This is a genomic window from Kitasatospora sp. NPDC101183 (genome assembly GCF_044767945.1).
Taxonomy (GTDB): Bacteria; Actinomycetota; Actinomycetes; order Streptomycetales; family Streptomycetaceae; genus Kitasatospora.
In genome coordinates this window covers 202,888-215,791 of the sequence record NZ_JBIWOW010000017.1, presented here as the reverse complement: position 1 = coordinate 215,791, position 12,904 = coordinate 202,888, and the positions used below count along the sequence as shown (strand labels likewise).

The following is a 12,904-nucleotide window of genomic DNA, read 5'->3' as shown; positions in this document are numbered from 1 at the left end:
TGACTTTTGGCACGCTGTTGAGTTCTCAAGGAACGGACGCTTCCTTCAGGCCGCCTTCCAGCGGGCCCTCCGGGCGCTTCGTTCTTTCGTGTTTCAAGCTTATCAGATGTTTTCCGCTCCGTTTTCCGGAGTTTCATTCATCGGATTCACTTTCCGCGTTGTTGCCCCGGTCTCCCGCGGCGACTCCGGAACTGTACGGGGACGGGACCGCCACATGCAAATCGCCCCCGTCCGGGCTTCCGGACGGGGGCGATCCATGCCGTACGGGCCGTCAGGCGCGGCCCATCTCCTCGACGATCGCCGCCGCGAAGGCGTCGATGTCGGCCTCCGTGGTGTCGAAGGTGCAGACCCAACGGACCTCGCCGGTGTGCTCGTTCCAGAAGTAGAAGCGGTAGCGCTTCTGCAACCGCTCGCTCACCTCGCGCGGGAGGATCGCGAACACCGCGTTGGCCTGGGCCGGGCGCACGACCTCGACGCCGTCGATCTTCCGGACGGCCGCCTCCAGTCGCCCGGCCATCGCGTTGGCGTGGCCGGCGTTGCGCAGGTAGAGGTCGCCCGCGAGCAGTGCCTCGAACTGGACGGAGACGAAGCGCATCTTCGACGCGAGCTGCATCGAGGTCTTGCGCAGGTACGTGATGTTGCGGACCTTCTCGGGGTTGAGCACCACGACGGCCTCGCCGAACAGCAGGCCGTTCTTCGTGCCGCCGAAGGAGAGGACGTCGACGCCCACGTCCGTGGTGAAGGCCCGCATCGGCAGGCCGAGGGAGGCGGCGGCGTTGGCCAGGCGGGAGCCGTCGACGTGGACGAGCATGCCCAGCTGGTGGGCGTGGTCGGCGATCGCGCGGATCTCGTCGGGGGTGTAGACGGTGCCCAGCTCGGTGCTCTGGGTGATGGAGACCGCGAGCGGCTGCGCGCGGTGCTCGTCGCCGAAGCCGAACGCCTGGAGGTCGAGCAGCTCAGGGGTGAGCTTGCCGTCCGGGGTGGGGACGGTGTGGAGCTTGATGCCGCCCATCTTCTCCGGCGCGCCGCCCTCGTCCACGTGGATGTGGGCGGACTCGGCGCAGACCACGGCGCCCCAGCGCGGGAGCAGCGCCTGCAGGGCGACGACGTTGGCGCCGGTGCCGTTGAAGACCGGGTACGCCTCGGCCTTCTCGCCGAAGTGGCGGCGGAAGACGTCCTGCAGGTGCGCGGTGTAGTCGTCCTCGCCGTAGGCGACCTGGTGGCCGTCGTTGGCGAGGGCGATCGCGGCGAGGACCTCCGGGTGGACGCCGGAGTAGTTGTCGCTCGCGAAGCCGCGCACGGCGGGGTCGTGGCGGCGCACCGCGTCCGTGCGGACGGGGTCGGTCATCGGGCTGTCAGCCACAGGTGCTGTCCGTTCAGTTCTGCTGCGGGGCGGTCCCAGAGGCCCGCGAGGTGGTCGGCGAGGTCGGCCGTGTCGGTGAAGCCGGCGAACTTGGCCTCGGGCTTCTCGGCCCGCATCTCGGGGCTGACCAGCGCCTTGATGACCAGGATCGCAGCCGCCGCGGTGGGCTCCCCGTCCGGGGAGGTGGTCTCCTTCTTGAAGGAGTCGGCCATGGAGAGGGTCCAGGCCTCGGTGGCGGCCTTGGCGGCGGCGTAGGCCGCGCCCCCGGCGACGGGCTTGTGGGCGCCCGCGGCGGAGATCATCGCGTAGCGGCCGGCGGCGCTGCGGACCAGGGCGGGCTGGAAGGCCAGCGAGGTGTGCTGGAGGGTGCGCACGACGGTGTCGTGCAGGAAGTCCCAGTCGTCCAGGCGGGTGTCGAAGAAGGTCTTGCTGCCGCGCCAGCCGCCGACGAGGTGGAAGACGCCGTCGACGTGGCCGTGCTCGGCCTCCAGGTGGTCGGCCCAGTCGTGGACCTCCTGCGGGTCGAGCAGGTCGATCACCTGGCCGCTCACCAGCCCTCCGCGCACGGCGACGCGGGTGGCGTCGAGGGCGGACTCCAGGCGCTGGGGGTCGATGTCGGCGCCGATCACGGTGGCGCCGTCGGCGGCGAGGCGGCGCAGCACGGCGCGCCCGGCGGGGCCGCTGGCGCCGGCGACGGCGACGACCTTGCCGGCCAGCTTGGTGGAGGGGGTGGTGGTCACGCGGCTGCTCCCTGGATACCGGTGCCGGTGATGCCGGCGGTGGCGGCGATGACGCCGCCGAGCTTCTTGGACAGGGCCTCGTAGAACATGCTCAGCGGGAACTCGTCCGGGAGCACGGCGTCGCACAGCGCCTTGTTGAGGGCCTTGCCGTCGGTGAGGCCGAGCGGCAGCGCCTCGGGGCCCTTGGCCCAGGTCGAGGCGGGGTGCGGGGTGAGGTAGCGGGAGACGAGCTCGTAGGCGGCGATCCAGTGGGCCGGCTTGGGCCGGTCGATGCCGTCGCGGTAGAGCGTCTCGATCTCGGCGCAGAGCGCGTTGGTGACCTGCGGGGCGCGGTCCCAGTCGATGGTGAGGCGGTTGTCGCGCCAGCGCAGGGCGTCGTTCTTGTGCAGGTACGCGAAGAGGAGCTGGCCGCCCATGCCGTCGTAGTTGCGGACGCGGTCGCCGCTGACCGGGAAGCGGAAGAGGCGGTCGAAGAGGACCGCGTACTGGACGTCGCGGGCGTGCGGGTTGCCCTCGGCCTCCAGCTGCACGGCCTCCTTGAAGGTGGTGAGGTCGCAGCGCAGCTCCTCCAGGCCGTACATCCAGAACGGGCTGCGCTGCTTGATCATGAAGGGGTCGAACGGCAGGTCGCCGTGGCTGTGGGTGCGGTCGTGGACGAGGTCCCACAGGACGAAGGTCTCCTGCGCGCGCTGCTGGTCCTCCAGGAGGCCGGCGGCGTCGGCGGGGATCTCCAGGCCGAGCTGGCGGACGGCGCTGGTGGTGACGGCGCGGAAGCGGGCGGCCTCGCGGTCGCAGAAGATGCCGCCCCAGGTGAAACGTTCCGGCGCCTTGCGCACGGCCACGGTCTCGGGGAAGAGGACGGCGGAGTTGGTGTCGTAGCCGGCCGTGAAGTCGGTGAAGGTGATCGGCACGAACATCGGGTTGTCGAAGCGGGAGCTCTCCAGCTCCGCCAGCCAGTCGGGCCAGACGACGCTCAGCAGGACGGCTTCCAGGTTGCGGTCCGGGTTGCCGTTCTGGGTGTACATCGGGAAGACCACGAGGTGCTCGAGGCCGTCCTCGCGCTGGTCGGCGGGCTGGAAGGCGAGCAGCGAGTCCAGGAAGTCGGGCTCGCGGTAGCCGGTGTCGGCCCACTTCGCGAGGTCGGCGTCGACGGCGGCCAGGTAGGCGGCGTCGTGCGGGAACAGGGGGGCCAGTTCCTCGACGGCGGCGCGGACGGTGGCCACCAGCGGGTCGACGGTGTGCCGCTGGACGGTGGACAGGTCGATGGAGCCGTCCTTGGACTGCAGCGGGCGCAGCGTCTCGACGGCCTCCTTCAGGCGCAGCCAGGCCGGGTGGGTGGCGTGGGTCGAGACCGGGGCGTCGGCCGCCGCAGCGAGCCTTGGCGAAAGATTCTGCATCGTGGACTCACTTCGACAGGAGTTATTTCGACGAGGACACCATAAGTACGAAAGGTTCTCCTGTTCAAGAGGGCCCAGACGGGCAATGCTCCGGTGATGTGCCCTTCAGGCCGCCAATCGTCCTGTCGGGGGCCCGGGGCAAGGGACCTGGGGGGCCGTCAGGGGCGGGGCGTGCGGCTGGTGGAACGGCCGACGTCCACCATGTGGACGCACATCCGGACGACCTGGGGAAACGCGAGGACGGAACGCGCACCTGGCACCGAGAGCGCCGCCGGGCCCGTACGCCGACCATGCCGCCTGTGGGGAGGCGCCGCCACCGGGGACGGCTCGCGGCGCGGGCGTGCGGACGGGCCTCACCACGGCGGTCACCACCACGCGCCCCCGTACGCGCCCTGGCCGGGCCGGGGCCCCGGCGGTGATCGTGGACGTGACGACCGTCCGCCGGCGGCCGCACCGCCCGCCGCCCCGGGAGGCCGCCGTTGCACGGACCGGTCCTGGTCAACTGGCTCCTCGCCCTCCTCACCGCCGGCGCCGGGGCGCACTGCCTCACCCGCCTGCGCCGCCCGGCGCGCCTGCCCCGCCTCGCCCGGGAGTCCGACGCCGCCGAGGCGCTGATGGGGCTGGGCATGGCCGCGATGGCCCTGACCGGGGCCGCCGTGCCCGCCGCCGTCTGGGCCTGGCTGTTCGGGCTGCCCGCCGCCGCCTTCCTGGTCGCCGCGCTCGCCGCCCCCGCCGGGCGGGCCCACCGGCTGCACCACGCGGTGGGCGCGCTCGCCATGACGTACGCCGCCCTCGCGATGACGGCCTCCCCCGGCGGCCACCACCACGCCGCCGCGCTCGGCACCCCGGTGCTGACCGGCGCCCTGCTCCTCTACTTCGGCGCGTACTCGCTGCGCACCGGCACCCGGCTGCTCCGCACCCCCTCGGGGACGCTCGCGCTCGGCACGGCGGGGCTGCCGCAGGCCTGCCGGCTCACCATGGGCATCGGCATGTTCGCGATGCTGCTGACGATGTGAGCGGGGCGGCCCCGTACCGGTTGGCGACACTGCCGCCGCCGCGGACGCGCACACGCCAACCCCCGCTCCCCCGCGTGGCGTTGGTCACTGGCCCGACGAAAGCCGTTCCCCCGGGCGTCGCCGGCGCATAGGTTGACGGGGAGCGCGTTGTCGCGTTCCGTGCGTACTCGGGGAGCCCCTGCGATGACTGCCCTGATCGGCCTGCTGCTGCTCGGCCTGCTGCTCTCGACCGCCGTGCCCCGGCTGCTGGCCCGGGCCCGCTGGGCGGAGCGCGAACCGGTGCTGGCGCTGCTGGTGTGGCAGTGCCTCGTGGTGGCGGTGCTGATGTGCTGCGCGCTGGGCCTGGTGCTGGCCGCCTCCGCCGCCCTGCCCGAGCTGCGCGCCCTGCTGTTCGCGGGGGCCCCGCACGGGGTCGAGGCCGCGTACGGCCTCCAGGACGCCGAGGGCTGGGGCCGGCTGTGCGCGGTGGTCCTGGCGGCGGGCGCCCTGCAGACGGTGCTGGCGCTCACCCGGGAAGTCCGTACGGCCAAGGCGACGCGTGCCCGAAGGCTCGACCAACTGACTGTCCGTGCGCCGGAGTTGCCCGCTTCGATCGCCTCCGCGCGCAGCCGGGGCGAGCGGCTGGTGGTGCTGGAGAACGTCCGGCCCGAGGCCTGGTCGCTGCCGGGGCCGGACTCCCGGCTGGTGGTCACCACGGGCGCCCTCCAGCAGCTCACCGACCGGGAGTTGGCGGCCGTGCTGAGCCACGAGCGCGGCCATGTGCGTGCCCGCCACCACTGGCTGCAGCAGTTCGCCCGGGCGCTCGCCTCGGGCTTCCCCGGCGCCGCGGTGTTCCGGGCGTTCCGGGACCAGGTGGAGGAGCTGGTCGAGCTGGCCGCCGACGACCGGGCGGCGCGGCGCCACGGCCGGCACACCACCGCCCTCGCGCTGGCCGAACTCAACCTGGACCGAGGGGTGTTCGGCGCCTGCCCGCCCGGTCTCGCGCAGTCGCCGAAGCGGGTGGACCGGCTGCTCGCCGGCCGCCCGAGGCTGACCGCCGCGCACCGGCTGCGGCTGACGGTGGTGGCGCTGTGCGCGCCGGCGGCCGTCGTGCTGCTGGCCGCCGCCCCGGGGATCGGCTCCCTCTTCTAGCGAGCCCTTCCGGCCGGCTCTTCCGGCGAGCCCTTCCGGCGGGAGGGGCTCAGTTCGAGCAGGAGCCCGTGACCGGCGCCTCGCCGAGGGTGCGGGAGAGCACTTCACGGTGCAGCGGCCGGGCCTGCCGGTAGCGCTCGCACCCGGCGTCGGTCAGGGTGATCACCACGGCCCGCCGGTCGGCCTCGCACATCGAGCGCGTGACCAGCCCGCCCTTCTCCAGCCGGGCGATCAGCCGGGAGAGGGCGCTCTGGCTGAGGTGGACGGTCGGCGCCAGGTCACTGACCCGCAGGGAGTGCGGGCCGTCCCCGGAGCCGCAGCCCTCGACCAGGCGCTCCAGTACCTCGAACTCGCTCATGCCCAACCCGTACCGCTCCCCCAGCTCGCGGTCGAGCGTGCAGGCGGTGTCGGCATGGCGGGCGAGCAGGCCGCGCCACTGCGCGACGAGTTCGGCCTGGGCCGGGGAGTCGAGTTCAGCCACCTCGCCACCCTAGCAGCTGCACAGGAATTTTATGCGTTCACATCTAATTCATTTGCATTGAATGCATGTGCATGTACTGTCCTCCCCATGACCACCGCGACCGTCACGTCTCCCGACGCCTCGTCAACCAGCGGCCCGAGCTGGACACCCCGCCTCTGGGGGACCCTGATCGTGCTCTGCGCCGCCATGTTCCTGGACGCCCTGGACGTCTCCATGGTCGGCGTCGCCCTCCCCTCCATCGGCTCCGAACTGCACCTGTCCACCTCCACCCTCCAGTGGGTGGTCTCCGGCTACGTGCTCGGCTACGGCGGCCTCCTCCTGCTCGGCGGCCGCGCGGCCGACCTCCTCGGCCGCCGCCGCGTCTTCCTCGTCGCCCTCGGCGTCTTCGCCGCCGCCTCGCTGGCCGGCGGGCTCGTCGACGACGGCGCGCTCCTGATCGGCGCCCGCTTCCTCAAGGGCGTCAGCGCCGCCTTCACCGCCCCGGCCGGCCTGTCGATCATCACCACGACCTTCGCCGAGGGCCCCGCCCGCAACCGCGCGCTGTCGATCTACACCACCTGCGCCGCCAGCGGCTTCTCCCTCGGCCTGGTGCTCAGCGGCCTGCTCACCGAGGTCGGCTGGCGCTGGACGTTCCTGATGCCCGTCCCGGTCGCGCTGATCGCGCTGCTGGCCGCCGTCCGCCTGCTCCCCCGCCCCGTCGAGGAGCGCGCCAAGGGCGGCTACGACGTGCTCGGCGCGATCACCGGGACCGCCACCGTCCTGCTGCTGGTCTTCACCGTCACCGAGGCGCAGGGCGCGGGCTGGCTGAGCCTGCGCACCCTCGGCTCGCTCGCCGTCGTCGCCGTGCTGGCCGCCGCCTTCCTGGCGACCGAGGCCCGCGCCGCCCACCCGCTGGTGCGGCTCGGCATCTTCCGCAACGGCTCCGTCGCCCGGGCCAACCTCGTCGCCTTCGCGATGGCCGGCGCGTACGGCGGGTTCCAGTTCGTCGTGACGCTCTTCCTCCAGCACCTGCTCGGCTGGTCCGCCCTGAAGATGGCGCTCGGCCTGCTGCCGGCCGGCGCGATGATCGCGCTCTCCGCCCCGTTCATGGGCAAGGTCGTGGACCGCTACGGCACCGCCCGCCTGCTGCCGCTCGGACTGCTCTCGCTCACCGGCGCGTTCGCGCTCTTCCTGCGCCTGGACGAGCACAGCTCCTACCCCGTGCTGGTGCTGCCCTCGATGGTGCTGCTCGGCATCGGCTTCATGCTGGCCTTCCCCTCGGTGAACATCGCCGCCACCGACGGCGTGGCCGACGAGGAGCAGGGCCTCGCCTCCGGACTGGTCAACACCGCGATCCAGGTCGGCACCGCCGTCGTCCTGGCCGGCGCCACCGCGATGATCACCGCAGGCAGCGCCGGCGGCGACAGCCCGCAGGCCCAACTGGACGGCTACCGCCCGGCGTTGCTGCTCGTCACGGCCGTCGCGCTGGTGGGTCTGCTCATCGCCGCCCTGGGCGCCCTGACGGACCGACGCGCTGGTGGCGTCGCCGCGAGGGAGCCCCACTATGATGAGCCGTCGATCGAGGCCGATCAGGCCCCGGTCCTCGCCGCGGCGCGGACCGAAGCCCTCTCCGAGCGCTGAAACCCCGCTGCCCGTCGACCGACCCCCGGTCGACGGGCAGCGGGCGCCGGCTCCACCAAACCCCCGTGTTGGTGGAGCCGGCAGTCTTCGTGCGGCCGACCGCCAGGGTGCGCTTCCACGGTTCGGCCGCCAGGCTCCGCCAGTATATTGGCCCGGAGCCAACGAACGTTCGGAGCAGACACGATGGCACCTCGCGGGGATTCGGTCAACGAGGAGATGCGGCAACGCTCCCGGCGGCGCATCATGCGGGCCACCGTCGAACTCGTTGACCAGCGCGGCTACGCGGGCACCACGCTGACCGACATCGCGGAGCGCGCCGGGCTGGCGCGCGGCCTGCTCTCGTACTACTTCGACGGCAAACGGCTGCTCATGCAGTCCGCGACGCACCGGATGATGCACCAGGCCCTGGCCGCGGCGCTGGCCGGACTCCCGCCCGGCACCTCGCCGGAGGCCCGGCTGGCCCGCGCGATCGACGCCGTTCTCCTCCTCGCGCTGGAGCACCCCCGGGTGATGCGCTCCCACCTCGCGCTGATCCTCGACCCCGACACCGGAGCCTTCGTCCAGGACCCTGAGCAGCAGCAGCTCGGCGCGATCCTCCAGGGGCTGCTGCTCGACTGGGGCGCGCCCGACCCCGTCGCCGAGCACGCCGTGCTGCGCAGCGCGCTGATGGGCGGCTGCATCGGAGTGCTGCTGCCCGGCGCCGAGTTGACGCTGGCGCCGATCCGGGCCGACCTCTTCCGCCGCTACGACCTCGCCTGGGGGCTGGGCCTGCCGCCGCAGGCCCTGCCCCCGGAACGCGAACGGCCGCCGGCCCGCGGCTGAGTGCGGGTGGGGCGGCTCTGCGCAGGGGTGGCGACGGAGCGGGTCAGCGCTCCTTCAGGATCGAGGCCAGCAGGTCTATCGTGCGCTCGGGCGTGAGGCTGTCCACGCACAGCCGCTCCATGACCTGGACGTACGCGTCGACGTCGTCGCGCTTGTCGAGGTAGAGGGCGCTGGTCAGCTGCTCCAGGTAGACCACGTCGGCCAGGTCCTGTTCGGGGAAGCGCAGGATGGTGAACGCCCCGGACTCGCCCGCGTGGGCGCCGAACCGGAACGGCATGACCTGGATGACGACGTTGGCCTGCTCGGCGACGTCGATCAGGTACTGCACCTGGCCGCGCATCACCTTCGGCCCGCCGACCGGCCGGCGCAGGGCCGCCTCGTCGATCACGGCCCACAGCCTCGGGCTGGTGCCCTCGGTGAGCAGCTTCTGGCGGCGAAGCCGCAGGCTCACCCGCCGCTCCACCTCATCCTCGGAGATGACGGGCCGACTCTGGCCGAAAACCGCCCGTGCGTACTCCTCGGACTGAAGGAGTCCGGGGATGAACTGCACCTCGTAGGTGCGGATCAGCTGGGCGGCCTCCTCCAGGCCGACGTACGTCTGGAACCACCCGGGCAGCACGTCGTTGAAGCTGTGCCACCACCCGGACTTGTTGGCCTCGCGGACCAGCCCGAGCAGGGCCTCCCGCTCCAGGCCGTCCTCGACGCCGTACAGGCTGAGCAGGTCGGCGACGTCACGCTCCTTGAAGCTGACGCGGCCGAGTTCCATCCGGCTGATCTTGGACTCGGAGGCCCTGATCGCGTAGCCCGCATCCTCGCGGGTGATGCCCCGCGTCTCGCGCAGGCGTCGCAACTGCGAGCCGAGGAGGATTCGGCGGACCATCGAGCCGCCGCCCGGCTGAACTGTGGTCATGCGGTCCAAACCTCCACCTAGGGCAAACAGCGCACAGTCTGCCATCAGTTGAGCGCTCACGGTGCCGATACTGACGGATGTTCCTATCAGTTCCACACCCTCCGCACCAGGATGCACGTGCAAACGGCGCTTGCATATGCCAATAGTGCGACTGCACGTGAATCGACTCTTGCATCTGCAGTGAGCGCACACCACCATGGTGCACGTGCACCTGCACATCCCTGGCAATCCCGCGGGCTCCGCGTCGACCCCACGCGCGACTCCGTGCACCCGGCCGACGGCGTCCCCCGCGCCGGCGGGCGTTCGAGTGCGCGCGCGCCTGGTCGTCGAGGGGGCGGCCGAGCGGCCGAGCGAGTCGGAGGTGACCGGCATGACCCCGGCGGGTCCAGCCGTGTCCGCCCCCTTATGGGAGGAGCTCTTCATGAGCACCGGTACGGCTTTGGCGGTTGACCCCCTTGTGGTCACCTGTACGCTCGCACCTCGCTACGAAGCCGTCAGAACCGCGCGCGACTTCGTCCGGGCCTCCCTGGACCGTTGGGATCTGGCGGAGCTCTTCGACGACGTCGCGCTGGTCGCCTCGGAACTGGTCACCAACGCGCTTCGGCATGCGATCGGCGCACGGCCCGACCCCTCGGGCGGCGCCCTGGGCGAGCACGACTTTCCCATACAGCCGACCGCCGAGGGCCGGCTGCCGATCCGAATAAGCCTGGTCCACCGCGCCCCCCAGGTGGTGTGCGCGGTGAGCGACCCGAGCAACACCGGCCCGGTGGCCCGGGAGGCGGACTTCGTCGCCGAATCCGGCCGCGGGCTGCACCTGGTCGAGTCGTTCAGCCGCTCCTGGGGCTGGCACCCCCTCGGCAGCGGCAAGGTGGTGTGGGCCATGTTCGAGGCGGAGCCCGTGAACGGCTCCGAACTCGGTGGACGACACCGACGCTCGGCCTAGGCCGACACCGGACCACCGCCGGACGCGCAGCCGTCCGAGGTGCGGACGGTCGTGGCGAGGCCCCGGGAGGACCACACCCCGGGAGCCGTGGGACTCCCTGCCCGAACGCCGCGATCAGGCCGTACGCGCCGGTCCGACCGCTCCACCCTCTTCACCCGCTTCACTCGTACGAGACGCACGAGACGCACGGCCCCTACGGCCTGCGCGGCCCGAAGTCCGGCCCGCGCCCGCCGGACGCCGCCGTCGGCGTCCCCTCGGCACCCCGCGCCGCATCCCGCGCGGCAGCGCACCGACCCGGTCGGCCCGGCCCGCGGCGGAGTGCGGACAAGACCGCGGACAAGACAAAGGCCGTCGTGGTGTCAGCACCCACGACGGCCCCCAGATGGTGAAGCCGCGGCCCCCGTCAGACCGCCAGGTGGTCGAACTCCCCGTCCTTGGCCCCCAGCAGCAGGGCCTCGATCTCGGCCCTGGTGTAGATGAGCGCCGGCCCCTCAGGGAAGCGCGAGTTGCGCATCGCCACCTCGCCGCCGGGCAGGGCCGCGAACTCGACGCAGTTGCCCTGGGAGTTGCTGTGCAGGCTCTTCTGCCAGACCACCCCCTGGAGTTCGGTGGCGGCCATCCCGTTGTACGGGCCGTAGGAGCCGTGCTTGTCCTGCGAGTCGTGCATAGAAATCTCCCGAAGAGATCCGGAGTTGTCGTCCAGCGCGGCGCTCCCGGCACGCGCCGAACGAACGGACCGGCCCCGTACCGGCCCGGCACAACGCCTCACTTGACGTGATGATAGCCGCAGTGCACGTGCATCAGCACGGGACATTGCAGGTGCACGAGCCCTTTCACCGGCGGCCGCGAACTCTTCACGGACCCTTCTCCTGACGGTGCGTAAACGGACATAGACGACTGAATCGTCGACATCTCCGCAACCGACCGTGAGCATTCCTCCGCCGATTGTTGATCTTCGAACGCCGGGAGTCGCACCACCGTGACCCTCCGTCAGGCCCGTTCGTCCACACATCCGGGCTGTGAAACATCTCACTCGTCACACCTGCAACGCCCGACCCCTGCGGTCGCGTCAAACACCTTCGGCCACGGGGGCGGGGCGCCGTGGCGTTTCGCCCGTTTTGCGGATGAACCTCCCCGGACGGTGCGGACGGGCGCACGGGCCCGGCGGCGCGCCCCCGGGACGCCCGTACGGCAGCCGACTGCGGGCCTGACGGGGCGATGTCCTACGATCTCCGGCATGAGCACCGCAGCCATTCCGGGCGCGCCACTGCCCGTCCGTACTCCAGGCTCCCGTGCGCGGGGGCGCCACCGCCGTCCCGAGCGCCCCGAGATCCCCTCCGGCAGCCCGGCCCTGGTGCTGGCCGTGCCCGCCACCGCCGGGCCCGAGTCCCGCTCGGTCGTCGAGGAACTGCTGTCGATCGTCCGCAGCGAGCAGAACGGCGTCCAGGCGGCGGTCGGCTACCTGTCCGGCGAGGGCACCGAGGCCGAGGGCGAGCGCACCGTCGCCGAACTGCTGGCCTCGGCCGCCGAGTCCGGCATGCCGGCGCCCGTCGTGGTGCCGCTGGTGCCGGGAGCGCACGACTTCCTGACCGAACTCCACGCCGCGGCCGCCGAGTACGGCGCCACCGTCACCGACGCGCTCGGCCCGCACCCGCTGCTGGCCGAGGCCGTGCACGTGCGACTGTCCGAGGCCGGGCTCGCCCGGGCCGACCGGGCGCGGCTGTTCGCCATCGCCACCGCCGCGGACGGGGTCGTGCTGACCGTCGTCGGCGGCGAGGAGGCGGCGGCCGCGGCCGGCATCACCGGTGTGCTGCTCGCCGCCCGCCTGGCCGTCCCGGTCGTCGCGGCCGCGCTGGACGTCCCCGGCTCGGTGGCCGGCGCCGTGAACCACCTGCGCGAGACCGGCTCCCAGCGGCCCGCCCTGGCCCCGCTGGTGATCGGCCCGGAGGCGGACTCCGAACTGCTCGCCACAGCGGCCGAGGAGACGGGCTGCCCGTCCGCCGCGCCGCTGGGCGCCTACCCGACGGTGGGGCAGCTGATCGCCTCCACCTACCTGGCCTCGCTGCCCGCGCCCACCGCGGAGGCCCTGGCCGAGGCCGCGGCGGCCTCGGAGCCGTCACAGGCGCCCCGGGGCGCCCACGCGGCCGTCCAGGCGCCCGTGGAGGGCTGACAGGGCGCACGCACGCCCCCGGAAGGGGCCCGCGACGGCTACGGCCGCCGCGGGCCCCTTCCGCATTTCCGTTTACCGCTTCCCCGCTTCCCTGGTTCCCCGCTCAGCCATGAAGGGCGTGATGTCCGTTCTGGTCTCTTTTGTCGACGAATACGGGAATTGATCCGGCGCCCGCATCGTGGACGCTTCCCCGCCCCGGCGGGCGCGCCCCCTGCGCGCTCCGACGCTCCGTCACCGCAGAACTGAGGCGGAGCCAGTTCCGGGAATTCGGCGTGACCTTGCCAATAAACGATCATTTCCGATCATGAAAT

The 12,904-nt window shown here is 72.4% G+C and carries 12 protein-coding genes; 6 read left to right on the top strand and 6 right to left on the bottom strand.

Features of this window, described 5'->3' with window-relative positions; all coding sequences use genetic code 11:
• Positions 1–271: 271 nt before the first annotated feature.
• Genes ACIRRS_RS24770 through ACIRRS_RS24760 form a run of 3 tightly spaced genes read right to left on the bottom strand, consistent with a single transcriptional unit; the run spans position 272 to position 3,500 of the window.
• Entirely contained in the window at positions 272–1,348 is a 1,077-nt protein-coding gene (locus ACIRRS_RS24770; RefSeq protein ID WP_402974638.1) for a threonine aldolase family protein, read from the bottom strand.
• The gene (locus tag ACIRRS_RS24765; RefSeq protein ID WP_402974600.1) at positions 1,345–2,103 is read right to left on the bottom strand and encodes an SDR family NAD(P)-dependent oxidoreductase; all 759 of its coding nucleotides are present in this window, start codon (positions 2,101–2,103) and stop codon (positions 1,345–1,347) included. Before ACIRRS_RS24765 ends, ACIRRS_RS24770 begins: the two co-directional genes overlap by 4 nt.
• On the bottom strand, positions 2,100–3,500 hold the full coding sequence (locus ACIRRS_RS24760; protein WP_402974597.1) for a DUF6421 family protein: 1,401 nt from the start codon (positions 3,498–3,500) through the stop codon (positions 2,100–2,102). Before ACIRRS_RS24760 ends, ACIRRS_RS24765 begins: the two co-directional genes overlap by 4 nt.
• 479 nt (positions 3,501–3,979) lie before the next feature.
• Here ACIRRS_RS24760 and ACIRRS_RS24755 point away from each other — a divergent pair, with 479 nt between their 5' ends.
• The gene (locus tag ACIRRS_RS24755) at positions 3,980–4,516 is read left to right on the top strand and encodes a DUF5134 domain-containing protein (RefSeq protein WP_402974594.1); all 537 of its coding nucleotides are present in this window, start codon (positions 3,980–3,982) and stop codon (positions 4,514–4,516) included.
• A 183-nt stretch (positions 4,517–4,699) separates the two neighbouring features.
• A complete protein-coding gene (locus ACIRRS_RS24750) occupies positions 4,700–5,647 on the top strand; it encodes a M56 family metallopeptidase (RefSeq protein ID WP_402974591.1) in 948 nt (315 codons plus the stop codon).
• 49 nt (positions 5,648–5,696) lie between these two features.
• On the opposite strand, the gene ACIRRS_RS24745 is transcribed toward ACIRRS_RS24750, so the two are convergent.
• Positions 5,697–6,128 carry a MarR family winged helix-turn-helix transcriptional regulator gene (locus ACIRRS_RS24745; protein ID WP_402974588.1) on the bottom strand — a complete coding sequence of 144 codons (432 nt, stop codon included), beginning with the start codon at positions 6,126–6,128 and terminating at the stop codon, positions 5,697–5,699.
• A gap of 87 nt (positions 6,129–6,215) precedes the next feature.
• On the opposite strand from ACIRRS_RS24745, the gene ACIRRS_RS24740 reads away from it, so the two are divergent.
• Complete coding sequence (locus tag ACIRRS_RS24740; protein ID WP_402974585.1) at positions 6,216–7,748, top strand: MFS transporter; 1,533 nt, start codon at positions 6,216–6,218, stop codon at positions 7,746–7,748.
• Between the two features lie 216 nt (positions 7,749–7,964).
• Positions 7,965–8,570 carry a TetR/AcrR family transcriptional regulator gene (locus tag ACIRRS_RS24735; protein WP_402974582.1) on the top strand — a complete coding sequence of 202 codons (606 nt, stop codon included), beginning with the start codon at positions 7,965–7,967 and terminating at the stop codon, positions 8,568–8,570.
• A 43-nt stretch (positions 8,571–8,613) separates the two neighbouring features.
• Here ACIRRS_RS24735 and ACIRRS_RS24730 read toward each other — a convergent pair whose 3' ends face one another.
• A complete protein-coding gene (locus tag ACIRRS_RS24730) occupies positions 8,614–9,480 on the bottom strand; it encodes a helix-turn-helix domain-containing protein (protein WP_402974579.1) in 867 nt (288 codons plus the stop codon).
• A 421-nt stretch (positions 9,481–9,901) separates the two neighbouring features.
• On the opposite strand from ACIRRS_RS24730, the gene ACIRRS_RS24725 reads away from it, so the two are divergent.
• On the top strand, positions 9,902–10,423 hold the full coding sequence (locus tag ACIRRS_RS24725) for an ATP-binding protein (protein WP_402974576.1): 522 nt from the start codon (positions 9,902–9,904) through the stop codon (positions 10,421–10,423).
• Positions 10,424–10,826: 403 nt separating this feature from the next.
• Here ACIRRS_RS24725 and ACIRRS_RS24720 read toward each other — a convergent pair whose 3' ends face one another.
• Positions 10,827–11,090: a DUF397 domain-containing protein gene (locus ACIRRS_RS24720; RefSeq protein WP_396281833.1), complete on the bottom strand. Its 264-nt coding sequence runs from the start codon at positions 11,088–11,090 to the stop codon at positions 10,827–10,829.
• A gap of 570 nt (positions 11,091–11,660) precedes the next feature.
• On the opposite strand from ACIRRS_RS24720, the gene ACIRRS_RS24715 reads away from it, so the two are divergent.
• Positions 11,661–12,593 (top strand): hypothetical protein, encoded by a 933-nt coding sequence (locus ACIRRS_RS24715; RefSeq protein ID WP_402974573.1) that lies wholly within the window; start codon positions 11,661–11,663, stop codon positions 12,591–12,593.
• The last annotated feature ends 311 nt before the right edge of the window (positions 12,594–12,904 follow it).

Bases quoted from the DNA above. Each gene is read 5' to 3' on its own strand.
- ACIRRS_RS24735 (WP_402974582.1), top strand. From the start codon at position 7,965: ATGCGGCAACGCTCCCGGCGGCGCATCATGCGGGCCACCGTCGAACTC.
- ACIRRS_RS24770 (WP_402974638.1), bottom strand. From the start codon at position 1,348: ATGACCGACCCCGTCCGCACGGACGCGGTGCGCCGCCACGACCCCGCC.
- ACIRRS_RS24730 (WP_402974579.1), bottom strand. From the start codon at position 9,480: ATGACCACAGTTCAGCCGGGCGGCGGCTCGATGGTCCGCCGAATCCTC.
- ACIRRS_RS24750 (WP_402974591.1), top strand. From the start codon at position 4,700: ATGACTGCCCTGATCGGCCTGCTGCTGCTCGGCCTGCTGCTCTCGACC.
- ACIRRS_RS24725 (WP_402974576.1), top strand. From the start codon at position 9,902: ATGAGCACCGGTACGGCTTTGGCGGTTGACCCCCTTGTGGTCACCTGT.
- ACIRRS_RS24720 (WP_396281833.1), bottom strand. From the start codon at position 11,090: ATGCACGACTCGCAGGACAAGCACGGCTCCTACGGCCCGTACAACGGG.
- ACIRRS_RS24740 (WP_402974585.1), top strand. From the start codon at position 6,216: ATGACCACCGCGACCGTCACGTCTCCCGACGCCTCGTCAACCAGCGGC.
- ACIRRS_RS24715 (WP_402974573.1), top strand. From the start codon at position 11,661: ATGAGCACCGCAGCCATTCCGGGCGCGCCACTGCCCGTCCGTACTCCA.
- ACIRRS_RS24760 (WP_402974597.1), bottom strand. From the start codon at position 3,500: ATGCAGAATCTTTCGCCAAGGCTCGCTGCGGCGGCCGACGCCCCGGTC.